Source organism: Paraglaciecola marina (genome assembly GCF_004360155.1).
GTDB lineage: Bacteria > Pseudomonadota > Gammaproteobacteria > Enterobacterales > Alteromonadaceae > Paraglaciecola > Paraglaciecola marina.
Window position 1 is genome coordinate 41,863 of record NZ_ML178726.1, and the last position, 23,206, is coordinate 65,068.

Sequence of the window (23,206 nt, forward strand, 5' to 3'; positions counted from 1 at the left end):
TGTCGTTACCCTATTGTGTTGTATCTGTAGTTGAGAGATATCCTGACGGCAAGTTTTGTAGAAATTCAGGCCAAGGAGTAACTGAGTCTTCCGCAACAGGGCTCAATTGAATATATGCCACACCTCTTACGCCAGTTTTCACAAGTTCAATATGTTGTTGCACTAAAGCTTGAGGTACCCTCACCTTAACGCGAAACATCAATTTTTCTCGCTCGGTAGCAGTTTCAACAGACTTAGGTGTAAATTGAGATTCAGGAGAGACAAAACTCACGTTGGCAGGAATGATAGTGTCCATGAAATCTAGTTGAATACGTGCTGGCGCGCCTATTGAAATACGCTGTACCACAGAGGTAGGTAAATACACCTCCATGTATATATCAGTCAAATTCAATAATGTTAGTACCTTACCACCACTGCCCAACACTTCACTTGGCTCTGTGAGACGGTATAAAACACGCCCTTTGCTAGGCGACACGAGAGTGGAGTCGTCTATCTGTGTCTGAATTTCGAGTACAGTAGCTTCTGATGCATCCACATTACGCAACCTAGACTCTAACATTGCTTCGGCGGCGGCCACATTGGCTTTTGCCACGGCCAGTTGGCTTACTTTAGTGTCGTATTCTTCGGTACTGGTTAATTGTTTTTTGATTAACTCTTTAGAACGGGTCAGCTCTTGCTCGGCCAATACCTGCTGGGCCTGGCTTTGTGCTATGGCTGCCTGAGCGGATGCGACCAAACTCTCGGCACTTGCGACGGCGGCCTGAGCTTGAAGTAACTTGGCCCGCAATTGACTGGTTTCTATGCTCGCAACTATTTGGCCAGCTTCTACTAAATCGCCTTCTTGGACCAAAATAGCATCGACTCGCCCAGCAATTTTAGTTGAAATATCGGTTTGTACCGCTTCTATTCGACCATTACCAAATGCAATGCCATCTGGCACACTTGGTTCTTGCATCTCTTGCCAAACTTGCCACACCACAATGGCAACACCAGTGACGATTACGGCCACCAATAATTTTTTTAAGCCTGTCGCCATAATATAAAACTCTCCAGTAATACCTGAAAAGTATTATGACTAAGGTAAAGAAAAAATCATTGATGTGAGTCAATCAAAAGCTTATTGGTATGACTTGCCTTAAGTAGTTGCCAGGCCTTGCCTGTAATATAACGAATAATCGGTTCTTTAAGGTCACAGCAAGCTGAACCAAGTTCTTAATTACTCTGCAATTTTAATCTCAAATTCAGGCATGGTTTGAATCACTTTTTTAACCGTGCATGTGTTAGCGGCGGCCAATAACGCTTTTTTATATTTCTGAGGAAAGCTATCAGGAACGGTCACATCGATACTAAAACGCTTATGATATTTATCTTCGCCAATATTACTATTGTCTTGGGTGAGGGTTATGCCCTCGGTACTGATATCTCTTGACTCACAAAACTTTCGTATATAAAAAGCGGCGCAAAGCGGCATACTTGCAAGAAAGTAATCGAAGGGCTCAGGATGAGACTCATCACCGCCTGCGCTGAAACTTTGATCACTAATAATTTGATGTTTACCAAAACTTGCCTGAATTTTTTGACCTTCAAGTAAATCAATTTCAATTTTCATAACTCACCTTTACAATAAAAATTAAGCTGGTCTTTTAGTATACGTCAGAGCCAAAAACAATAAACTAGATTACTCACCCTGTGTTTTTTCAACTAAGTGCTCGGCTAATTCATAGTTACCTTGGCTAAGTGCTATATCCACTAGGCTATTTCCTGAGCTATCTTTAGCCCCTAAATCAGCGCCCGCTTCTGTTAGAGCAGTAATCGTTTCTGTGCGATTAAAAAGTGTTGCGAACATTGCCGCGGTTTGACCGTTTTCATTGGTTTGGTCAATATCACAATCAGCACCAATTAACGCTTTTATCGCGCCAAAGTTGCCTTTAAAAATTGCCCCCATTAACGCGGTGTTTCCAGAGTTATCTTCTTGACAAGCGTTAGCATTAGCCTCATTAATCAAATAATTAACGACATCTGTTTCACCGTGATAAGCAGCTAAAATCAGAGCTGTATAGCCTTTTTTATCTGCAACATTTGGGCTTAACCCTGCAGCGTAATAAGCAGTTAGTGTTGATACGTCGCCTTTTCTAGCGGCATCAAAGTAGATGGTTTTTAATTGCTCACTATCAACAGGCTCTGCTTGGCCTGAAAATGCCAAAGTAAGCACAATTAGTGTCATCATGCTTTTAATGGATAGTTGAAAAACTGTCTTCATGATTGCGTCCTCTTTAAATAAAGAAGGCATGCGATGACTTAACCACTGCACACCTTAACGTTAAATTGTTTCCTGCCACAGTGTTATTTAAAACGTGGCAGGCGACATACTTGAGTTATAAATCAGCTTTGTAAGAAATACGGCTGAAACCCTCTGCAACTTTCTTAGCGCGCTTTTCACGCTCAGCTTGTACATCCATTAATTGCTTAGCTGTGACTTTTACTTTGCTTAATGGTGCATTCGCAAGCTTAGCAACACCTTTACCGTAGTTTTTATCAGCGTTATACATATAGGCACTGATAATGACGCGGATTTCTTCTTCAGGTACACCTGCTAGTGTTGTTCCTAAGTTTTCAATTAAATGCTGCTGCTCAACTTTTGTGAATGAGCGGAATTTCTCACCTGCTTGTGCAAAGTTACGCTGCTTGTAAAAAGGAGCTTGTTGCGTTGTACCAGACAAAGGCGTTTGAGCATATTTGTACTGGTTGTCATCATCTAAAGCTACACGACGGCTTGGTTGATAGTTCACATCACGAGCGCTACTAGTTGTACGTAATTTACCGTGTTGCTCGTGGTTATCAATTTTTGCATTACGCGGCGCGTTAATTGGAATGCGGTAAGCATTCACGCCAATTCTGTAACGCTGGGTATCAGCATATGAGAATAAACGGCCTTGTAGCATTCTGTCTTCAGATGGCTCGATACCTGGGATCAAGTTGCTAGGTGCAAATGCAGCTTGTTCAGTTTCTTCAAAGAAGTTATTGGGTACACGATTAAGGGTTAACTTACCAATTTTCTTAGCCGGAACTAAAGATACAGGCCAGATTTTAGTGGTATCTAACGGGTTGAAATCAAAGTCATCAAGTTGCTCAGGATCCATGGTTTGTAAGTATAAATCCCATGACGCTGTCTCACCTTTTTCACCGATACGAGTGTAAATATCAGTAGTCATAGGTTGGAAATCTTTACCCTGCATAGCTTGTGCTTCTGCAGCAGTGAAATTTTTCTCACCTTGGTTAGTTTTCCAAGTTAGCTTGAAGTATTTTACTTGACCCTTTTCATTTACAAATTTGAAGGCATGAACACTAGAACCATCCATATTTAAGTAGCTTTTTGGTGTTCCCATATCAGAGAACAAGTGCGTCAACATGTGAGTTGATTCTGGAACGTGAGAGAAAAAGTCAAACAAACGAGCCGCACTTTGCGCATTCGTCACAGGTGATGGTTTTAAGCTGTGAACCATGTCCGGAAACTTAATTGCATCTCGAATGAAGAAAATCGGGAAGTTATTACCCACTAAATCCCAGTTACCTTGTTCTGTATAAAACTTAACCGCAAAACCACGAGGGTCACGTAAAGTTTCTGGTGACTGGTGACCGTGTATTACCGCTGAAAAACGTACGAAAACATCTGTCTTTTTGTTCTCGCCTTGAAAAGGCGCAGCAACTGTAATGTCAGATAAATCAACATAGTTTTCATAGTAGCCATGCACACCCGTACCACGAGCATGAACCACACGCTCTGGAACACGTTCACGATCAAAGGCAGCTAATTTTTCAATTAAATGACTGTCTTGTAATAATACAGGTCCCCAGGGGCCTGCAGTTTGTGAATTTTGATTATCGCCCACTGGCGCACCATTCTGGCGTGTAAGCGTATCAGCGCTCGACAGAGTCGCTACGCTAAAAAGCGTTGCTGCAATCATAATTGACGCTTTGATTTTCATAATAAGTCTCCAATTTAGTCTTATGTTGCTTAGGGTCATTTGTGTCAATAACCTTAAGCCGTGTCTTTCATTTTAAGTTGCGACAATTCACTTTGTGGTGTGTCGCAAACATTTCACAATTCGAATTTTTCGCTAATCTAGTTGTAATTTTTGCGGCCTATCCTGTGGCTTGAAAGAATTATGATGAGAAAGGTGATACTAATAAATTGAATTAAATCGAAGGTGATGTTCTAGATTTGTGAAGCAAGGGGTAAGTTTTGAAAATGTATTTAAATAAAGGGCAGTAGATATAACTTTGTAACCTAATTAAATCTGGGAAAAGTTAGAGTTTCGGTTTGTAATTAGAATACTCTTGAATTAAGTCTTGAATTTGTTGCAAGCTATCCTTGATAGCTAGATTGAATACCTCCAATTGTTGCTCATTCATTAACCCTTTCCTCAACATGTAATATACAGGCTCATTAAATACAACTATTTGAGTATTAACTATATGTTCATAATAATTCGCATCTGCCATCAAAAAAACGCCAGCCAACTCATCTTCAATAGCAAAGTCTACCCTGCCTTTCTTAAGCAAATCGAAACGCTGTTTAGCAAAGGTAGTACTAATTGTATTACCTTTAAAATTACCTAAAAACTGATCAAATTCTTTACCGTAATGACTTCCCCGGTGTACAGCTATAAAAATATTTTCTTGGTTGATATAATCTTTATAATTTGCAGTGGTGGCTAGGGGTTGAGAAAGTGTTTTGTTATGTTTATTTTCAAACATAACCATTTTTTCATCACGATACGATTGACTAAACTGCGAAAAATTCGCTCTGTCTTGATTAAAACTTGAAGCAACAAGTAGGTCTACTCGATTACGTTTTAATTCTTCAACAGCTCGGCTTAAAGAGGGCATAGCCACAAATTCTATACAGTAAGGTGTTTTTTCTAACACTGTATGTAATATATCAACTTCTAAGCCAGCTTCTTTACCGTAGGCTTTATAAAAATATGGAGGCCAATCATCACTACTAACAGCCTTTATCACCAGCTCACAAGCCGTCAACGGTAAACCTATCATTAGCATACAGCCTAACATTATTGAATAAACGTAACGGGGTACTTTAAACATTTAACACCATCTACTTTCTTGGAGCGATAGACCGAACACTGCATACTTATGCAAAACTAGCCACAAGCCTATGATTTTACAATAAAAACTCCAGAACAAAAGATAATATTAAATATACCCACTTATTAGGTGACATAAGTGGGACTGTATTAGAAACACCCCCTCCCACTTTTAGCCAAACTTTATTTCAGCTCATATTAAAAAACACAAAAAAAAACCCCGATGCTTACGCTCGGAGCTGTATTTTTTGACTAATAAAAATTATGCAACATCAAACCTATCTGCATTCATAACTTTTACCCAAGCTGCAACAAAGTCTTTTACAAACTTCTCTTTGCTATCATCTTGCGCATACACTTCTGCATATGAACGTAAAATTGAGTTTGAGCCAAAGACTAAGTCAACTCTCGTCGCTGTCCATTTCACTGCATCTGTTTCTCGGTCACAAATATCATATGAATTTTTACCAGTTGGTTTCCAACTGTAATTCATATCGGTAAGGTTTACGAAGAAGTCGTTGGTTAAAGCACCTTCATTGTCAGTAAACACACCATGCTTGGTGCCATTAAAGTTTGTACCTATAACTCGCATTCCTCCCACTAACACTGTCATTTCTGGTGCGGTTAACCCCATCAACTGACTTCTATCGAGTAATAGTTCCTCAGGCGTCACTACGTAATTTGCTTTTAAGAAGTTACGGAAACCGTCATGTACAGGCTCTAACACTTCAAATGCCTCTACGTCAGTCATTTCAAGACTTGCATCACCTCGGCCCGGTGAAAATGGCACACGCACATCGAACCCCGCAGCTCTAGCGGCATGCTCAACACCAATATTACCGGCAATAACTATGACATCAGCAACACTTGCACCTGTTTCAATGGCAATACCTTCTAACACCCTAAGCACATTGGCTAAGCGTGCAGGTTCGTTTCCTTCCCAATCTTTTAGGGGGGCAAGTCGGATACGAGCACCGTTTGCACCGCCACGTTTGTCTGAATCTCTGTAAGTCCTGGCACTGTCCCAAGCAGTAGACACCAAATCGTTAGCACTTAAATCACTTTCGATTATTTTTGCCCTTACAGAGTCGATATCATAGTCAGTTGCACCAGCTGGGACAGGGTCTTGCCAAATCAAATCTTCACTGGGTACATCAGGCCCAAAGTAACGTGCTTTCGGCCCTAAGTCTCTGTGGGTTAACTTAAACCATGCGCGAGCAAATACTTCTGAAAAATAAGCTTGATCTTTACTGAATTTTTCTGAAATTTCTCGGTAAGTAGGATCCATTTTCAGAGCCATATCGGCATCTGTCATAATCGGGTTCAAACGCGTTGTTAAATCTTCAACATCAACAGGCTTATCTGCTTCTGCAATGTCGATAGGCTCCCACTGCCAAGCCCCTGCAGGGCTTTTTGTCAGTTCCCATTCGTGATTCAGCAATAACTTGAAAAAACCATTGTCCCATTTGGTTGGGTGTGTGGTCCACGCTCCTTCAATACCACTTGTGACTGTATTTCTGCCAATACCCCGTTTGGTATTATTCATCCATCCAAAGCCTTGCTCTTCTAAGCCAGCGCCTTCTGGATCAGCTTCAAGTAAAGCAGCATCACCGTTTCCGTGGGTTTTACCTACAGTGTGTCCACCAGCGGTTAGTGCCACAGTTTCTTCATCGTCCATTGCCATACGCTCGAACGTCACACGCATATCTTGAGCCGTTTTAAGTGGGTCAGGATTACCATCTACCCCTTCAGGGTTTACGTAAATAAGGCCCATCATAACTGCAGCCAAAGGATTCTCTAAGTCTCGCTCACCAGAGTAACGAGAACCTTCGCCACCGCTTGGGGCTAGCCATTCTTTTTCAGCTCCCCAATAAATATCTTTTTCTGGGTGCCAAATATCTTCACGACCAAATGCAAACCCAAAGGTTTTTAATCCCATAGATTCATAGGCGATGGTACCTGCATAGGCAATTAAATCAGCCCAGCTTAGTTTGTTGCCATATTTTTTCTTAATGGGCCAAAGTAAACGACGAGCTTTATCCAAATTAGCATTGTCAGGCCAAGAATTTAATGGTGCAAAACGCTGATTACCAGTAGCAGCACCTCCACGACCGTCGGCTATGCGGTAAGTTCCAGCGGCATGCCAAGTCATTCTTATCATCAAGCCTCCATAATGACCCCAATCTGCTGGCCACCATTTTTGGCTATCTGTCATCATTGCATGCAGGTCTTTTTTCAGTTCGTCAACGTTTAGTGCTTTAATAGCTTCTCTATAATCGAAACTATCTCCCAAAGGGTTGGTCTTTGTATCATGCTGATGCAAGATATCTAGGTTGAGGGCTTTTGGCCACCACTCCATTACTGACATATTACTTGCAGTTGCACCACCATGCATAACTGGACATTTGCTCTGTGACATATCTAAATCTCCTACTTCTTTAATGAAATGAATTAATTAATTAATTAATTAATTAATTAATTGTAAGTGTCTATGTGGTCATTATTAACGACAACTTCAATCATTTAAAACAATTAATTTAGATTACTTTAATAGATTTTAACTATTAAATAGGTGTTTAACGTATTGATGAAGATGCTACTGTTAAATTGCTAATAAGGTATAGCATAAGGTTAACAATTCTGTTGTTATGCAAGTTATTAGTTTCGAAGCTATTATTGCCAGCGGACTTACAGCCAATGCAAACAAACACGCAACTTATAAAGCTTACTCTGGGCGACCCATACCCCCAATATTGCTATTTACATAGTTACACTCGGATTTCAAAAATTACTGTTTATGGCTTATAAAGTCTTTGTAAAAGTGACACGGGGCTTACCATGATGTAACAATCACTTGTACTGAACGCCTATTCAACAGCCTAAATTCTAGCGTCCCCCTTAGCTAAATACGTTTAGATGAATACTAACAGGGCGAACCCAGCGTAATAATACAAAGTAAATTTATTCATCAAGCGATACACACAACTAAGGAAGTGGGTATTCTTACCCCCCTTCAATTACTACTAATCCCTTGTTCCAAAAATCATAGTTAAATTACAAAGGAGCGTTGCAATTAATCTTTTGTTGCTTGAAAAAAATACTCAGACCTAGCAAATCCAATTAGGACATCTAATAACGACATAAACATGTCTATTTCTCACCAGCATCATTAGACCTTGGTTGTATTATTCAATCAGTAAGTGTACAAAACTAATGCTCTTTTGGGTTTTACAAAAAACTTCCAACTTACTGTTTTTTATTAACATTAGATTAAAATAACTATGACAATAAAATCTAAAATAATTGCTCTGATCGCAGTCAGTGTAGTTCTTCCTTTGCTAATAATATCCTTAGTAATTATCAACAATGTACGCTCAAATGCTTTGCTAGCTTTTGAACAAAAAAGCACCCACGAAATTGGGTTAGTAGATACTATGTTTTCCCATTTTCTTAATGGGTTAGCTGAAAACGCAGCATTTTTTGCCAGAGCAAATGCCCTCACAAATCTTAAGCCTGGAGACATTAAAATTTATACCGACCAACCGTCGTACATGATGACTCCTGATAAAAACTCGCCTGCCGAGCAAATAGCGTTTGCCATGATGGATGATTTTGGTAAGTCACATCCAGAGCTGGCCTATATATGGTTAGGCAGCAACGATGGTGGATATTTGCAATGGCCTCCTTCTGTTGGCACGGCTAACTAAGACCCTAGAGAGCGTGGTTGGTACACTAAGGCCGTAAATAGTCAAAAATCGGTACGCATTCCTGCCTATGCTGATGCATCGAATGGCGCGCCTTTATTAGATTATGTTCAAAGGTTTGACGGTAAAAATGGTTTTCATGGAGTTGTAGGAGTTGATGTATCTTTAGCTAAGCTAACTGAAGTGTTAAAAGGCATGAAGTTTGGCGGTGAAGGCTATGTTGTTATGGTTGAAGATACCGGCGCGGTATTGGCCGCCCCATCAGACCCGAACAACAACTTTAAACCTCTGTCTGAAGCTTCCAAGCCTTACCGTATGTTAAGTGATAAATCAGATTTGCAGGAGTTAAGCATAAAAGGCGAAACATGGCTTGCAAAAGTCTATACCTCACCTGATTTAGGCTGGAAATTTATAGGGTTAGTCCCAAGTAGAGTGGTATTTTCCAACGCGAACAAACTTATAATAACTACCGTCATTATTGCTATTTTCATGGTGGCGATCTTTATCGTTATTGGTTATTTCTTAGCAAGTACCGCCATTCGACCAATTAACGTTATGGCCAATCGCCTAACTGATATTAGCCATGGTGAGGGAGACTTAACCCAACGATTGTCGATAAACTCCAATGATGAGTCAGGGCAAATGGCACAAGCTTTCAATCACTTAGTTGAATCAATCGACAGTATTATTGGCCACACAAAGTCATCATGTGCTCAAATTAGCGATGTTGCAGATCAATCGGACACCCTGTCTGATGAATTAAGTGAAGTAGTTTCACATCAAGTCAAATCTGTTGATCAAGTATCAACTGCTTTTAATGAGATGGTTCAAACATCTAATGTAGTTGCCACAAACTGTACAACAGCAGCTGAGGCTGCGGAGAATAGTGAAGAGCAAGTACAAGAAGGTAACGACTTAATCAAACAAACCATGGCATCGCTGCAAGGTTTGCAAGTTGAGATAGACGAGTCAAACGATACAATGGGAGCCTTAGCAAAAGAATCTAGCAATATAGTTGGCATTTTAGACACCATTAAAGCAATAGCTGCACAGACCAACTTATTGGCCCTAAACGCTGCTATTGAAGCAGCAAGAGCAGGAGAGCAAGGCAGAGGTTTTGCTGTGGTTGCTGATGAAGTAAGAACCCTTGCTGGACGCACCACTGAAGCCACAGATGAAATTGACAAAATGCTCAATAATTTTCAGCAAAAAACCAATGCATCCGCAACCAAGATGAATCATAGCGTCGCAGTAGCGAAAAGCTCGGTAGACCTAGCAACTGAAACATCTGCAGTGTTCGAGAACATCTTAAAATCAGTTTTAGATATAAAGGGCAAAATGATCGAAATCAGTCTATCTGCCGAAAAGCAGCATCATGTAGCCGAAGAGATCAATACCAACGTAACCCAAATTCATAATGGCACGGTAAAATCAGACGCTTTGTCTAATCAAGTTTCCGAATCAGCTACCACGTTAAATAGATTATCCACAGAATTACAAAGCATGGTGTCTCATTTTAAATCAAATGAGTCTTAGTGATTAAGGAGACATGGCAATTTAAAACAAACTTTACGTAAGTCACAAAAGGTTAGCTTAGACGGATTAAAAACAAGATTTATGGTTACTTGGTTCGACTTAAGCACAGTAAACATTTACTGAACCTTAAACTCGGCAGTAAAGTGATTTGATTGATTTAAAATATACGAGCTTTTCGCTAAGCCATGAGGGGCTACAAATAACTTTGTAGTATGCCTATATATATCTTTCACTGCACCATTTACCAACTTAATTGCAGCAGTATTCGCAGGTATTTTTACTTCAGTAAAAAGCACTGAGGTCTCGTGTCCCAGATAAACTGTACCTTTCCCAAGTGGAATAACTTTACCTTTTACAGTCACTTGTAGTGTTTTATTTAAATGGGCCAAAACTTGCTGATTGAACTCCTCGGGTGTGGCGTATGGAGTATCAGAAAAATGCATTTTCACCTCTTTTCTAAATGCATCTAATGACGATTTTATGTGTAAGCTCCAAGTATTGTTATCTTGCTCGGTAAACGTCACCACGGAATAGTCAAAACCGTGGGCTTGAACATTAAATGATAACCAAAAAACCACTATAAACAGTATGAATTTTTTCATACTAAATACACCTCAATTAATTTACGGGATATTGAAAAAAAACCTAAACCTTTCTAGTAAGGTTTAGGTTTTGTACTTGAATAAAACTATTTAAATAGAGTTTCATCACTCTATTTTATTCAGCCCAAGCTCCATAGAAACAATCTAGAAACTCATTACTTTCCAATGACAAAACATGATAATGATAACCACGGGTATCATCTGTATGGCCCCGACATTCATCTAGGTCAGTCGCTTCGTTATCTTCATCATCTAACTTCGCGTATAACCCATAGCCATCTAAGGCATAACCAATCATGGCAGAATGACCATCAGACTGTTCAATACGGGTCGTCATGCCGGTATCACCATGATAGTGATAACCCAAACTATTGTTAACATGCCCCCCTGCATCATCTACTGGTGCTATTTGATATCCCGCCAGAATAATATCTATGTCAGCTGGATGATCAAACCTCACGCCATTAAATGCTAGGCCTCGCACGGTTGGGCCATAATCAACTCCTTGAACTTCTAAGGTTGGCCCATCACTAAGAACGACTGACTCGCTTTGTTTACTTGGGGTAATTGGAATTAAGTAAGACACCTGAGTACTCACCCACTCTGGCAAACACTGTGCACACATATTAGTAAACTCATCTTCAATATTAGGATCGGCACCTTGGGCACATTGTTCGGCGGTTTCCATACGGCGCACAGAGCCATCATCTTCATACATCTTAAAACCAGGGTCGTCGTAGTAAGTCGCAAGGTTTAAAATAAACTCACCATCAAGATCATTTATTTCACCATTATCAAACCATAAACCACCGTTTTCAGCAGTGTCATAAATGGTCTCTGGGCACCAAGGGCCCATATCATGTTCGGTTGCTGTGTGTTTAGAGGTAATTTCATAACATAATGTTTCTGTACCATCACTTAAAGAACAAGACACAGTATCAATACTGACATTTTCGCCGGTTAAAAATAAAGTAGCGTCTACATCTAAAACAAGCTCATCAGAGTCAACACTTGAGTCGTCAGTGCCACTATCAACGACAGTGTCTTCGACAACCGATGAATCGTCAGAATTACTATCGCTACAGGCCGCCATAAACAGACAAAATGTAATAGCACTTACTCGAATTATTTTATTATTCACACCACTCTCCCCAATCAACGCCAAGAATTAAAGTCACAACTACAACCAAACACATAAGTAGTTTTTTCATGAAAAGGTGCTAGCAAAAATAGCAGCTAATTAAAAACTGAATACTTGATAGCAACCGATATCGAGGTTTACTCTAAAAGATAAAAAATAAAAGAATGTGGATAAAATGAGGAAGCGGCAATACTTTAATCGTTGTGTAAAAGTGTTTATCTATTTTACAGAATAAAAGTAGAGCATGACCTTTTACATTATAGATGAAGAAGATCATGCCCAGTTTTGAAAGTAAATGTGTTTGATAACATTGATAAAACAGCGGATAACGGAACTATTTCTAATTCCATATTTCTTTTAAAACTGACAAATTACTTCCCTGTTAAGAATGATTGAATGCTGTCAAAACCTGTGCGGTATGCGAAGTAAATTCCAACATCATCAGCTCCTTCACCCAAATTTGCTTTCAGTCCGACTACAAATCGCCCTTCTTCTGGCTCAGCTTCTTCATTGTCGTTAAGTTGCCATTCACCAACTAACAACAAACGGTCTTGATCTTCCAATCCTCCATATTCTTCAAATCTTAAATAACCAGCCCATACTTTACCTCTTGGAATGGAATTTTTATTAGTACGCATGTCTTTACCGTAATAACGATATTCGAGAATTGGTCCGTAGTAATACACCACGGCATCTAAATCATCAGCCACTTTGTCTCTTGTTTTAAAACCAGCAATGCCTCCGACTGCAAAATAATCTTTCAACTCACCTTTATCATCATTCCAAAAACTCGTTGTAAGTTTGGTGTATACATCTAAGGAGCCTACAACATCATTAAATGTAGGTTTAGTTACACTAGTCACATCCTCATCGGCGGCGACATCAGTATCGGTATTGTCACCGGCATCAACCTCTACTTCTGCCTCTTCGACAGGATCAACATCTACTTCTGATGAGCTATCCTCAGCATCAATAAACGAAGGGCTACTAGCCAAAAAACCACCTATCTCCCAATGAATAGGTGCTTTTTTACCAACAAGCCATCGTCCATCAAAACTAAATTGAGCTAAAGGAGATTGCTCAGTTAGCCCTTTATGTGTGCCATCATCTTCATAGGCGGAAGCAATGGCATATCCCACCATAAATTGATTAGTCCAACTAGAATACTCGGTAAAATCTGCATTTTTCTTTTCTATTTCTTGTGGAGTGGGTTCATCTTTACAAATTTTTATGACTCTACTAATCCAATCGACTTTTTGTTGTTTAATCATATCTGTTGGGGGAGTAGGCTGAGGGAACTTTTTATTTGCAAAACTCTCAAGGTACACGTCGTCTTCAAGCTCTCCAGCAGAGCACAGCTTGAAACTCGGGATAAGCTTATCAATCTCAGCGTCCACACAGCTCTTTTGTGTGTCATTTTTGCAATCAACTGTAAGTATGGAATTTTTTGACTCTTCAGCCTTATTCGGAAATGAAATGGCTAAAGACCCTAACGTTATAGCGGTGATTAACATCGACTTGTTCATATGAAGCTCCATTTATTGTTTTGGTAGATCAGTGCAACAACCATTCAAAACCTCTCACTCGCTCGCTAGACTCTTAAATTATTCATGGATAACCATCACCAAAATATTTTTCACTGATATTTGTAGAACATTAAACCAATCAGAATCCGTAAACCTCCTGAGAGATAAACAACTCATAGAGCACTGCTGCAATATTAGTAACTGAAATTAAAAATATACCAAGGAAAAAACGATGACTAAAAGTCAAGCCGTTGTAACTAGAGACAAACCTAACAGCCAAATTAAGCCTTCAGCAGTGCAGTGTCACCATTCATTAATTTGTCGAAGAAGCTGGGCCAATCACGAATATAGTGGAAGTAAAAAACAAGTTTCTTTAGGTTGGCAACCAGATTTACCAGATTTAAGAGATCGAACCTTGAATAGCACAGAAGTATCAGGGCCATTGTCAGAGAGCGATTCTATCATTCTTAAAAATTTACCTCTGCCAAGATGGGTTGACAATAGTGTCGATTGTTCACCAGTAGACGATCAAGGAGTTTTAGGGTCTTGCACTGCACAAGCTGCCATTAACCTTTTAGAATATATGATGCGACGCTCAGGTAAAGAACATGTAGATCTTTCTAGATTGTTCACTTATAAAGTAACCAGAAACCTACTCGGATGGGAAGGAGACACCGGTGCATACATTCGTACCAGTATTCAATCAGTTGTTGCCTTCGGTTCGCCTCCAGAAACTCACTGGCCTTACGATGTCAACCAATTCGAAGTAGAGCCAAGTCCATTTTTATACGCATATGCGGAAAATTTTAAAGCACTAAACTACGCTAGAATCGACCATTATGGCATTTCATCAGATGATCTAATCCTAGCTATAAAAAGGGTGTTAACAGCCGGTTTTTGTATCAGTTTTGGCTTTACCGTTTATAGTTCGCTTTCCGGCGCAGCAGACGTACCTTTCCCGAGTACAATTGATAAAGTCAAAGGAGGACATGCGGTTCTGGCCGTTGGATATGATGACGACCATCAAACGCAAGATGGCAGAAATATACCCTCTATTATATTCAAAAATTCTTGGGGGGTTGAATGGGGAGACCATGGGTATGGCTACTTACCTTTTGAATATATTACTGCTGGCTTAGCAAGAGATTTTTGGACCGTATTTAAAGTTGAGTGGCTACAAACCGGAAATTTCGGTTAATACACCAAGTCAAAAAGCTTAGTTTCAAAACTTTAATAACCGCAAAAAATAATTAACTAGGCTTAAATTTGACCAACGAAACACCTTTCATCTACTGTGTAAACAATCACAAACTGAATTTTGAAGTACTCAATACTAATTGAGAGAAAACGCCGAGTTACAAAGGAATGATTTATGGTAAGTATTTCAAACACCAACGAACAAGCCGCAACAACTAAAGATTCACTTTCAAAAAATAATTTGAAGCAAGCAGTAGTAGTTATTCATGGCATGGGTGAGCAGCGCCCAATGGATACTATTCGTGAGTTTGTTAACCATGTATTTAAACAAGATCCAAACCTTAAAGATCCTCATTTTTGGAATAAACCCAGTAGTGTGAGCGAATCTTTTGAACAACGAAGATTAACCACAAATAAACCTACATTGTCTTCTGGTAAAGAAAGTGTCTACCGAACAGATTTTTATGAGTACTACTGGGCTCACCATACCGTCAATACAAAATGGGAACACTTTGTGGGCTGGTTTCTAACTCTTTTAGTTTGTCGCCCCAGAAAATATGATGACCACCCTAACACTCTTAAGCCTTTATGGTTTGCACTCTGGGGGCTTATAATTCTTGCGGGTATGTCTCTAGTGGGCTGGGGAGCATTAGTCAATCACATAGATGATACATGCAAAGAAGTGGGTCAAAGCGTGTTAATAGTAATTATTACTATTGGTGAAATTTTAGCGTTATGTGGATTAAATTGGCTTAAAAGTAAATTCACTAAATATTTTGGTGATGTCGCTAGATATGTAAGGGCGAACCCAGCAAATATTAATATCCGTCAAGCCATTCGCAAAGGCGGCATTGAACTTGTGGAACGTATCCATCAAAGTGGCGACTATGATCGTATAGTAATTGTAGGCCATAGCCTAGGCTCAATTGTCGCTTACGATATTCTGAATCATTTATGGGCGCGACATAATAAATTTAAGTATACCAAAGGTAATAGAAGCTTTACTTCGCCCTTATCTAAAGCCTCCATTGAATTACTAGAAGAACTACAAGAAATGACAAAAGTACTAGGCACTAGTAGCTTTAACCAGGATGCCTATCGAGCCAAGCAACATAAGTTATTTTGTGAACTTCGTGACAATGATAAAGCGAATAACTGGTTAGTATCAGACTTTATAACGCTGGGGAGTCCACTTACCTATGCTGATATTTTATTGTTTGATGACAATTTACAATTTACAAAACGCAAGCTAGATAGAGAATACCCAACATCTCCACCAGTACCAGAAGCCGGAAATTGGTTCTACAAAGTTGGGAGTAGAAAATATCTTCATCATGGAGCCGTGTTTGCTCCAGTTAAGTGGACTAATATTTTTATGCCACATAAAAACTTTTTAAAAGGCGACCTAATATCTGGGCCAGTAGGTAAAAACTTCAGTTATGTGGATATTGAAGTTGATACCTTAAGTATGACCCCACCTAGTAATTTGACCTCAACTCCAATTAAAGAATTGGAGTTAGATTATAAAAAGGTAAAAAATAGCTTTACGCATACCAAATATTGGCAGTCATCTGAAATAAGTGATGAACATTTAGTTGAATTAAGAAAAGCACTTGCTTTGTTTTAAACGGAACTATTGTGATTAAAGTGAATGTAGCCTCTTTAATTTTACCGTAGGTGTAATGATTAGCTGTTTTACTAGGAGTTTCTTCTCCATGATTTTTCGGTCATAGCGGTAGTGTTACGAAATGTGCGTTTCTCACAACTTAGGACTTAGTTGTTCAGCTCCACCACTTTAATAGCAGTGATAGCGGGTACTGATAATCCTAATAAGCAACGAAAATACTTTAAGTGCTTAGCATTCCCCCAAAAAAAACGCCCGTGAAAAGTTTACATAGTTCGTATACTTTTTACGGGCGTCTCGTTTGTCCGATTATTTAGCGTTTAGCTATAATCCATACCGCGTGAATAATGCCTGGGATGTACCCTAAAATTGTCAGAAGTATGTTTAACCAAAAGGCTCCGCCTAGGCCCACTTGTAAAAATACGCCTACTGGAGGAAGTAAAATTGAAAAAATAATTCTAATTAAATCCATTATTGAGCTCCTAAATGTTTGAGAAAGAAACGTGTTTTTACGCAACACATAGTAGCAAAAGCAAATGCCATACCGATGTTTACTAACCACTCCTCCAATAGTGGTCTTTAGGAGCCATTCAAATATTAATCACTAAACAAAGCTTCTAATATTGCTAACCACTTAAATACACCTGCAGTTGTCGAGCAGGCCTCAAATAGGCCAAATGACTTGTTAAAACTATTAGCCAAGAATTGAGTGATTTTGAAAAAATATTACTTTAGAAGGCATTAAGAACAAGGCAAACTTGAACAACATCTAATTTTCAAGGATATGGACAATATGTGCCAGTCATGTCTTCAACGGCTTGTGTTACTGTTAATCGTATTTATCACAATAAATGCAGCGCACGTATCGCAAGCTCAAGAACCTTGGCCTAACAATAAACAGATTGCTATTAGTTTGTCTTATGACGATGCGCTGCATAGTCAATTAGACAATGCCCTCCCAGCCTTAAATCAGCGAGGTTTAAAAGCTTCTTTTTATGTATCGCCCTTATCCGACGCATTTTCAACTCGAGTAGATGAATGGAAGGAAGTCGCCGTCCAAGGTCACGAACTAGGTAACCATACATTAGTGCACGCGTGTAAAAAGTCGCTCGCGAATCGAGATTGGGTGCCAAAGCACAATGACTTAGACATTAGGTATGTGCAAGAAATGGTCGAAGAAGTGACGTTAGCCAATACATTGCTATACGCTATGGATGCTCAAACAATACGCACTTTCACCGCACCTTGTAACGACAAACTAACTAAAAATGGAAATTATATAGAGGCAGTAAAGGATCAATTTATTGGAATTAAAGGCAGCGAAGATCCAAACTTTGCGCGGCTTATTGCCCCGAATAACATCAGCGCCCAACAAATCATTGCGTACATCGAAAAGCAGCCAAAAAATATAAAGTTAATCAACGTGTTATTCCACGGTATAGGTGGCGACCACTTAGCCATCACCACAGCCGAGCACAATAAGCTATTAGATTATTTACAAGCTAACAAAGATAAATATTGGGTAGATACCTATCGTAATATTATGCAAGCCATACCCCAAAATTAATGCCCCACGCCTAAAAATGCACAGAATACCATTAAAAAACATACAGTGACGCAGAGCGAAATTCCTATTAGTATGTGTATAACATAATCAAAAGTTAACTAAATGGTCTAGTTGTCTTTTGAGGATATTTATCCTACTACAATTGGCATGACATAGAACACATATTGCTATTTACAATTTTTTATAGAGCTAATTAATGGAAATAATCGTTCGCAGTAAGTCGTTCTTTTCGCTATTAAATATTATGGTATTTGCCATTATGGTGGTGAGTTATATAGCCATGATCTATCTAAGCGCTGCTTTTTTCATGGTGGGCAATATAGCTATACTTTGGCTAGGGAATGGTATTGCTAGCGCACTATTTTTAGTCTGCTCACCAAAGCGCTGGCCGCACTTAGCTCTAGGTATTACGCTAGCTTATTTTATAGGGGTATATACCCATTTTGGAAATTTTGAAATCGCTCAAACTGCATTTCTACTAGCCAATGTATTCAGTGTCACCTTAGCTGCTACCATTTTTAAAAAGCTATGCAAAGAACCCATTACCTTCATTAATTTACGTCAAAATATTCTATTTCTAACCGTGGTATGCATGCTTAGCGCTTTGTTCAATGTCGCCATTGGCGTCACTGCACTGTGGATTATTTCAGGATTAGTGCCCGTTCTCAGTCACTCACTGATTTGGTTTGTAGGCAATACGGTAAGCATATTTGCGTCGACACTGACAGCTTTCCATATTTTTAACTCCATAAAACATAAAACATTCTCAGTGCATGTAAACAAACACAAAGTCATCGAACTTGTAGTGATGTGCGCAGCTACTGTGCTTATCCTCGTCGAAGTATTTGGTAGAGAGCACTACAACAAATTTACTGTAAGTTTAATTTTTTTACTGTTTCCCGTGGCTATGTGGGTGGCATTGCGATTCAATCATTACATCACCTCAGTTTGGATAACCGTTGTTTTTTTAACTTGTGGTTTTTACAGCACAGCAAAACTCGGTCCCTTTATTTTTATGTTTCATGACTTGAGTTATGCGATTTTTTACATGCAAATTTATATTTTTACCGCATGTAGTACGGCACTTATTATAGGAACAATAAACACAGAAAAAGAAAGTAAAAACCACACCATAGCCGAGTTAAATAAGCAGTTAGATAACCTGACTAAAATTGATCCACTCACCAAAATTGCTAACCGCCGTAAGTACGATGACTCCATTAAAAGAGCACTGGCAACATCTAATGCTGAAGGCACGCCTTTAACGCTCATCGCAATTGATATTGATTATTTTAAGCTGTTCAATGACGAGTACGGCCATTTAATGGGTGATGAATGTTTGGTATCTGTAGCAAATGCTATCAATAAAAACTTACTACGGACCAACGATATAGTGGCAAGGATGGGCGGAGAAGAATTCTTTTGTATTTTACCTAATACAGATGCCGCAGCGGCACTTGGTATTATGCAAAAAATACAAGCCTCAATCGCAGAACTTAATATTCTCCATCAAGCCTCACCTATTGAACCCTACCTAACCGTAAGTATGGGCGCTTGCACTAAAACACATAAGGATAATATTGATGCCATGCGTTTGTATCAGCTTGCAGATACCGCCTTGTATGCAGCTAAAGAACAAGGCCGAAACACCTTTGTAAGTGCTGAATACACGGACCATTCTGCTTAGGTTAGCAACCCATAAATTAAAAGTCAGGTCGACAAGATGTGTAACCGACTATGTTTAATCGTCAAAGTACTGCTCATTGAGTTTCTATTTTCAGCTCTGGCGCATCATGGCTAGGCGGCCAGTTTAATCCCAGCCAACCTTTTGAATTCAGTGACACAAGGGTTCACTATCATCTAATTTTTATAACTAGGATCTAACCGCTCTAGTTTTCTAAGCCAAGCCTGCCACACTATTTGGCGTTCATGCTCTACTTTTTTAAACTGAGAACTAACATACTGAGACAGTTCATCAGAGATGGTATTCATTTTTGACAAGCTCCCCATTTGAGCCGCCGCTAGCTGAATTTCACAAGCTCGATTTAGGTAATACATAATTTGAAAAGCATCAGCAACGCTCTCTCCCACAGTTAACAAGCCATGACTGCGCAACACTAAACCTATGTTATCGTCCAGCGATTGTTGAATACGCTTGCGCTCTTCTAAATTCCAAGCGACCCCTTCATAATCATGATAACCAAGGCGATCGTAAAACTCGGTACTAATTTGATTTAACATCAACAACCCATCATCACAGGCAGCCATCGCCATGCCTGCAGTGGTATGGGTATGCATAACACAATGGGCATCGTCGCGGGCCATATGTACAGCACTATGAATGGTAAATCCCGCTAAATTATAATCAGCATTGCCTTCTAATATTTTCCCCTCAGCATCAACCACCACTAAATCACTGGCACAGATTTCATCAAACATAAGCCCAAAAGGGTTAATTAAAAAACGGGGAGTGCCTGGCCCAGGCAGCCTAACTGAAAAATGGGTATACAAGGTGTCTTCCCACCCCAGCATGGCCGCTAATCTATATGCGGCAGCTAAATCGCGGCGTAACTCGGTTTCAGTTTGTAAATCATTATTGTTCATTTATTAACTCTTATTATTGTTCAACTAAAAACTCGTCAATAATGTAGTGAAAACTAAATAAAGAAAAGGCCAAATCAACCAATATTTTGCAGATACGGATAAGGCACTCCAACAAATAGAGATAGGTCTAAAAGTCTGAAAAATGATTGTGACTACTTTAAGTATAAATGACACGACTCATTTCTGGCATCTGTAGAATGGATAGCTATATTTAAGCTAAACCCCATAAGATAACTAAGTGAAAAATACATTTTAAGCCAGCCGTTACAATGAACCTTTCTTTAAATTTATATTTATTTGAAATATTTACCCCATTAGAACGGTTAATACAGATGTAAAACAATATTCATCAAAAGGATACATATGAGACATTTAATTAAATATTTAGCGATTATAGTTGTTAGCATTTTTACATTGCCCGCTTTTGCATTAGATGACGCAGTAAATACTGGCCGTTTTAACAATATCGCCATTGACGGTTATGACACGGTTGCTTATTTTACTGAAAGCAAACCGGTTAAAGGTAATAAAAAAATCACAGCAGTTTGGCATGATGCTACATGGCAGTTTTCGAGTGAAGAGAACCTAGCCTTATTCAACGAAAATCCTGAAAAGTATGCTGCACAATATGGTGGTTGGTGTGCTTATGGCATGTCAAATGAAGCAACTGTGCGTATCGACCCTGAAGCATGGCACATAACAGACGGTAAGCTTTACTTAAACTACAGCAAAAGCATTCAGAAAAAATGGTTAGCAGACAAAATGTATCGAATTGAAGATGCTGACTTGTATTATCCAGAAGTTACTAATGTAAATTCGTTTTCTGATAAGTAATGGGCTAATAAACCAGTTAAATGAAGTGGATAGAGGCAAGCTTTTTCTATCCACTCAATAACAAAACCAACTGTAATTTATTACTCACCCATTACTCAATTCACGTTTTTGTACATCATTTAAAACGTAAGTACCATATCATTCCACCTTGCTCCTCCATGACTCGAAGCAGATACGCCACCATGAATAAACCCTAGCCTCTCGTAGAATTTAACTAAGTAATCTTTGCAAGTAAGCACCATTCCTTCACGCTTACCTAGTCGACTAACCTCAATAAAATGCTTCGTGAGCGCAGACGCATACCCTCGATTCTGATACTGAGGCTCAACCGCAAGCCCAAAAACCGTTTGATAAGCACCATTTGGGCAATGTAAGCTAACATCAGAATATAAGGCATCAGGAAGCTCTGGTGCACTGTAGACACAGCCATTAATGTGGCCTACCACAATGCCTTCAAGTTCAAGTACATAAAAACACTCAGGAAATGCCGAAAAACGTGTTTGAAATGACTCCAAAGATGCTGCCTCAGACTCAGGAAAACAAACAGATTCAATGTCTGCCATTCTGTTAATATCTGCATGCGTCGCTTGGCGAATTGAGTACATCTTTCACTCCTAATAAATATAACCACTCAGCCGCCGCAGAGCCAAAAGCCACAACGGCGGCGTTACTGAATAAGCATCTTTTAACGCAGCGCAGATTGATTGCACGCCAACAGCCCACCTCTTTAAAGGCCATAACGAAATTGAATAACCTTAACATGATTGCAATCAACTCAAATAGACCAACTTTGACAAAGTCGGTCAGTGCGTCGCGATAATAAAATCGCGACAAATTTACCATGACTCACCAGTAAGGGGATGGCTTTTTTGTAAAACAACCAAGCATGAGCAATTTTGTCACCTTAGTAATGACTCATGCTCAAATTAGAAATTAAGTAAGATTTTTACACCTAATCGGGTCTGGTAAGTGAATTCAATTAACGAGAGTGTGTGACCCATGTCGAAAATGTTATATTCCTGCCTGTTTATTTGTTTGCTTAGTTTTAATGCATTAGCCAAAAATGAAATACTTACCGATGGTTTCAACCACATAGGCTTAACAGTAAAAGACTTAGAAAGCTCTACAAACTTTTTTACAGATACATTAGGTTGGAACGAAGTAGGAGGTGATCCTTCTTATCCTGCAAAATTTGTGAGTGATGGAAAAATATTCTTAACCTTATGGCAAACCACCGCAGGTCAAAATACCATCGAATTTAATCGTAAACATAACGTTGGTCTTCATCATTTAGCACTAACCGCTATAAGCTTCGAAGCATTGGATGAGCTTTATGAGCGCTTTAAAAAAGTTGAAGGGGTAGTGATAGAGTTTGCACCTGAACTAGCATATGGAGGCCCAACAAAACACATGATGATACGTGAGCCCAGTGGCAATCGTTTAGAGTTTACGTTTAACCCCAAAAACTAACACTCTGTTCCGCAAACAATTATTACCTTGTTCAAACAAAGACAAGAGAACAAGGTAACCTTTAATTATCTGTAAGCTACCAGTGATACTTCTTCAAATAGAAAACTCTGAATAAAGCTAATGTTTAAGGCGGCTAATCTTAAATAGTTTGCGATCCTAGTCATGATGCATCAAGGAGTTTTTAGTTAATGGAACGCTACACGATATTACTTTTTGTTAAGCTTATTGAGTAAGCGTCGCTATTTACGTTTATAATGGCGGTTTCATAATTTTCGCAAATGATGCGACCCAGCCGA

Annotated in this window: 20 protein-coding genes and 1 pseudogene; 9 read left to right on the forward strand and 12 right to left on the reverse strand. The window is 39.2% G+C overall.

Going from position 1 to position 23,206, the window contains the following annotated elements; all coding sequences use genetic code 11:
• Window positions 1-10 precede the first annotated feature (10 nt).
• From EOK74_RS05090 to katG, 6 genes are all read right to left on the reverse strand, one after another.
• On the reverse strand, window positions 11-1,036 hold the full coding sequence (locus tag EOK74_RS05090) for an HlyD family secretion protein (protein ID WP_133468844.1): 1,026 nt from the start codon (window positions 1,034-1,036) through the stop codon (window positions 11-13).
• A gap of 180 nt (window positions 1,037-1,216) precedes the next feature.
• Window positions 1,217-1,609: an OsmC family protein gene (locus tag EOK74_RS05095; RefSeq protein WP_133468845.1), complete on the reverse strand. Its 393-nt coding sequence runs from the start codon at window positions 1,607-1,609 to the stop codon at window positions 1,217-1,219.
• Between the two features lie 69 nt (window positions 1,610-1,678).
• Window positions 1,679-2,260 carry an ankyrin repeat domain-containing protein gene (locus EOK74_RS05100; protein ID WP_133468846.1) on the reverse strand — a complete coding sequence of 194 codons (582 nt, stop codon included), beginning with the start codon at window positions 2,258-2,260 and terminating at the stop codon, window positions 1,679-1,681.
• Window positions 2,261-2,375: 115 nt separating this feature from the next.
• Window positions 2,376-3,986 (reverse strand): catalase, encoded by a 1,611-nt coding sequence (locus EOK74_RS05105; protein WP_133468847.1) that lies wholly within the window; start codon window positions 3,984-3,986, stop codon window positions 2,376-2,378.
• Between the two features lie 322 nt (window positions 3,987-4,308).
• The gene (locus EOK74_RS05110) at window positions 4,309-5,106 is read right to left on the reverse strand and encodes a substrate-binding periplasmic protein (RefSeq protein WP_133468848.1); all 798 of its coding nucleotides are present in this window, start codon (window positions 5,104-5,106) and stop codon (window positions 4,309-4,311) included.
• 261 nt (window positions 5,107-5,367) lie between these two features.
• Window positions 5,368-7,524, reverse strand: coding sequence for a catalase/peroxidase HPI (katG, locus tag EOK74_RS05115; protein ID WP_133468849.1), 2,157 nt, complete (start codon window positions 7,522-7,524; stop codon window positions 5,368-5,370).
• An 862-nt stretch (window positions 7,525-8,386) separates the two neighbouring features.
• Between katG and EOK74_RS20940 the strand changes: the two genes are divergently transcribed.
• The 3 genes and pseudogenes from EOK74_RS20940 (at window position 8,387) to EOK74_RS21235 (ending at window position 10,345) form a co-directional block, all read left to right on the forward strand.
• The gene (locus EOK74_RS20940) at window positions 8,387-8,812 is read left to right on the forward strand and encodes a hypothetical protein (protein WP_205964522.1); all 426 of its coding nucleotides are present in this window, start codon (window positions 8,387-8,389) and stop codon (window positions 8,810-8,812) included.
• Window positions 8,813-8,824: 12 nt separating this feature from the next.
• Window positions 8,825-9,211, forward strand: a pseudogene (locus EOK74_RS21230) (cache domain-containing protein); the annotation flags it as partial.
• Between the two features lie 30 nt (window positions 9,212-9,241).
• On the forward strand, window positions 9,242-10,345 hold the full coding sequence (locus tag EOK74_RS21235; RefSeq protein ID WP_338047271.1) for a methyl-accepting chemotaxis protein: 1,104 nt from the start codon (window positions 9,242-9,244) through the stop codon (window positions 10,343-10,345).
• A 116-nt stretch (window positions 10,346-10,461) separates the two neighbouring features.
• On the opposite strand, the gene EOK74_RS05125 is transcribed toward EOK74_RS21235, so the two are convergent.
• The 3 genes from EOK74_RS05125 to EOK74_RS05135 all read right to left on the reverse strand — a co-directional run bounded on the left by EOK74_RS05125 (window position 10,462) and on the right by EOK74_RS05135 (window position 13,614).
• The gene (locus EOK74_RS05125) at window positions 10,462-10,947 is read right to left on the reverse strand and encodes a hypothetical protein (RefSeq protein ID WP_133468850.1); all 486 of its coding nucleotides are present in this window, start codon (window positions 10,945-10,947) and stop codon (window positions 10,462-10,464) included.
• A gap of 115 nt (window positions 10,948-11,062) precedes the next feature.
• The gene (locus EOK74_RS05130; RefSeq protein ID WP_239024020.1) at window positions 11,063-12,088 is read right to left on the reverse strand and encodes a YHYH protein; all 1,026 of its coding nucleotides are present in this window, start codon (window positions 12,086-12,088) and stop codon (window positions 11,063-11,065) included.
• 371 nt (window positions 12,089-12,459) lie between these two features.
• A complete protein-coding gene (locus tag EOK74_RS05135) occupies window positions 12,460-13,614 on the reverse strand; it encodes a hypothetical protein (protein WP_133468851.1) in 1,155 nt (384 codons plus the stop codon).
• A gap of 232 nt (window positions 13,615-13,846) precedes the next feature.
• On the opposite strand from EOK74_RS05135, the gene EOK74_RS05140 reads away from it, so the two are divergent.
• Both EOK74_RS05140 and EOK74_RS05145 read left to right on the forward strand, forming a co-directional pair.
• Complete coding sequence (locus tag EOK74_RS05140) at window positions 13,847-14,812, forward strand: C1 family peptidase (protein ID WP_133468852.1); 966 nt, start codon at window positions 13,847-13,849, stop codon at window positions 14,810-14,812.
• A 174-nt stretch (window positions 14,813-14,986) separates the two neighbouring features.
• Window positions 14,987-16,438, forward strand: a complete 1,452-nt coding sequence (locus EOK74_RS05145) for a hypothetical protein (protein ID WP_133468853.1) — start codon at window positions 14,987-14,989, stop codon at window positions 16,436-16,438.
• 310 nt (window positions 16,439-16,748) lie between these two features.
• On the opposite strand, the gene EOK74_RS05150 is transcribed toward EOK74_RS05145, so the two are convergent.
• Window positions 16,749-16,907, reverse strand: coding sequence for a YqaE/Pmp3 family membrane protein (locus EOK74_RS05150; RefSeq protein ID WP_133468854.1), 159 nt, complete (start codon window positions 16,905-16,907; stop codon window positions 16,749-16,751).
• 321 nt (window positions 16,908-17,228) lie between these two features.
• Here EOK74_RS05150 and EOK74_RS05155 point away from each other — a divergent pair, with 321 nt between their 5' ends.
• Window positions 17,229-18,002, forward strand: a complete 774-nt coding sequence (locus EOK74_RS05155) for a polysaccharide deacetylase family protein (RefSeq protein WP_133468855.1) — start codon at window positions 17,229-17,231, stop codon at window positions 18,000-18,002.
• Between the two features lie 196 nt (window positions 18,003-18,198).
• Complete coding sequence (locus EOK74_RS05160; RefSeq protein WP_133468856.1) at window positions 18,199-19,689, forward strand: sensor domain-containing diguanylate cyclase; 1,491 nt, start codon at window positions 18,199-18,201, stop codon at window positions 19,687-19,689.
• Window positions 19,690-19,862: 173 nt separating this feature from the next.
• Here the strand turns inward: EOK74_RS05160 and EOK74_RS05165 are convergent, their stop codons facing one another.
• Complete coding sequence (locus EOK74_RS05165; protein ID WP_133468857.1) at window positions 19,863-20,606, reverse strand: class II aldolase/adducin family protein; 744 nt, start codon at window positions 20,604-20,606, stop codon at window positions 19,863-19,865.
• A 363-nt stretch (window positions 20,607-20,969) separates the two neighbouring features.
• Between EOK74_RS05165 and EOK74_RS05170 the strand changes: the two genes are divergently transcribed.
• Entirely contained in the window at window positions 20,970-21,440 is a 471-nt protein-coding gene (locus EOK74_RS05170) for a YHS domain-containing (seleno)protein (RefSeq protein ID WP_133468858.1), read from the forward strand.
• A gap of 119 nt (window positions 21,441-21,559) precedes the next feature.
• Here EOK74_RS05170 and EOK74_RS05175 read toward each other — a convergent pair whose 3' ends face one another.
• A complete protein-coding gene (locus tag EOK74_RS05175; RefSeq protein WP_133468859.1) occupies window positions 21,560-22,045 on the reverse strand; it encodes a GNAT family N-acetyltransferase in 486 nt (161 codons plus the stop codon).
• Window positions 22,046-22,439: 394 nt separating this feature from the next.
• On the opposite strand from EOK74_RS05175, the gene EOK74_RS05180 reads away from it, so the two are divergent.
• Window positions 22,440-22,910: a VOC family protein gene (locus EOK74_RS05180; RefSeq protein WP_133468860.1), complete on the forward strand. Its 471-nt coding sequence runs from the start codon at window positions 22,440-22,442 to the stop codon at window positions 22,908-22,910.
• Window positions 22,911-23,206: the final 296 nt, after the last annotated feature.

Bases quoted from the DNA above. Each gene is read 5' to 3' on its own strand.
- EOK74_RS05135 (WP_133468851.1), bottom strand. From the start codon at position 13,614: ATGAACAAGTCGATGTTAATCACCGCTATAACGTTAGGGTCTTTAGCC.
- EOK74_RS05095 (WP_133468845.1), bottom strand. From the start codon at position 1,609: ATGAAAATTGAAATTGATTTACTTGAAGGTCAAAAAATTCAGGCAAGT.
- EOK74_RS05110 (WP_133468848.1), bottom strand. From the start codon at position 5,106: ATGTTTAAAGTACCCCGTTACGTTTATTCAATAATGTTAGGCTGTATG.
- EOK74_RS05160 (WP_133468856.1), top strand. From the start codon at position 18,199: ATGGAAATAATCGTTCGCAGTAAGTCGTTCTTTTCGCTATTAAATATT.
- EOK74_RS05150 (WP_133468854.1), bottom strand. From the start codon at position 16,907: ATGGATTTAATTAGAATTATTTTTTCAATTTTACTTCCTCCAGTAGGC.
- EOK74_RS05175 (WP_133468859.1), bottom strand. From the start codon at position 22,045: ATGTACTCAATTCGCCAAGCGACGCATGCAGATATTAACAGAATGGCA.
- EOK74_RS05140 (WP_133468852.1), top strand. From the start codon at position 13,847: ATGACTAAAAGTCAAGCCGTTGTAACTAGAGACAAACCTAACAGCCAA.
- EOK74_RS05145 (WP_133468853.1), top strand. From the start codon at position 14,987: ATGGTAAGTATTTCAAACACCAACGAACAAGCCGCAACAACTAAAGAT.
- EOK74_RS05090 (WP_133468844.1), bottom strand. From the start codon at position 1,036: ATGGCGACAGGCTTAAAAAAATTATTGGTGGCCGTAATCGTCACTGGT.
- EOK74_RS05105 (WP_133468847.1), bottom strand. From the start codon at position 3,986: ATGAAAATCAAAGCGTCAATTATGATTGCAGCAACGCTTTTTAGCGTA.
- EOK74_RS05100 (WP_133468846.1), bottom strand. From the start codon at position 2,260: ATGAAGACAGTTTTTCAACTATCCATTAAAAGCATGATGACACTAATT.
- EOK74_RS05165 (WP_133468857.1), bottom strand. From the start codon at position 20,606: ATGAACAATAATGATTTACAAACTGAAACCGAGTTACGCCGCGATTTA.
- EOK74_RS05125 (WP_133468850.1), bottom strand. From the start codon at position 10,947: ATGAAAAAATTCATACTGTTTATAGTGGTTTTTTGGTTATCATTTAAT.
- EOK74_RS20940 (WP_205964522.1), top strand. From the start codon at position 8,387: ATGACAATAAAATCTAAAATAATTGCTCTGATCGCAGTCAGTGTAGTT.
- EOK74_RS05155 (WP_133468855.1), top strand. From the start codon at position 17,229: ATGTGCCAGTCATGTCTTCAACGGCTTGTGTTACTGTTAATCGTATTT.
- katG (WP_133468849.1), bottom strand. From the start codon at position 7,524: ATGTCACAGAGCAAATGTCCAGTTATGCATGGTGGTGCAACTGCAAGT.
- EOK74_RS05170 (WP_133468858.1), top strand. From the start codon at position 20,970: ATGAGACATTTAATTAAATATTTAGCGATTATAGTTGTTAGCATTTTT.
- EOK74_RS05180 (WP_133468860.1), top strand. From the start codon at position 22,440: ATGTCGAAAATGTTATATTCCTGCCTGTTTATTTGTTTGCTTAGTTTT.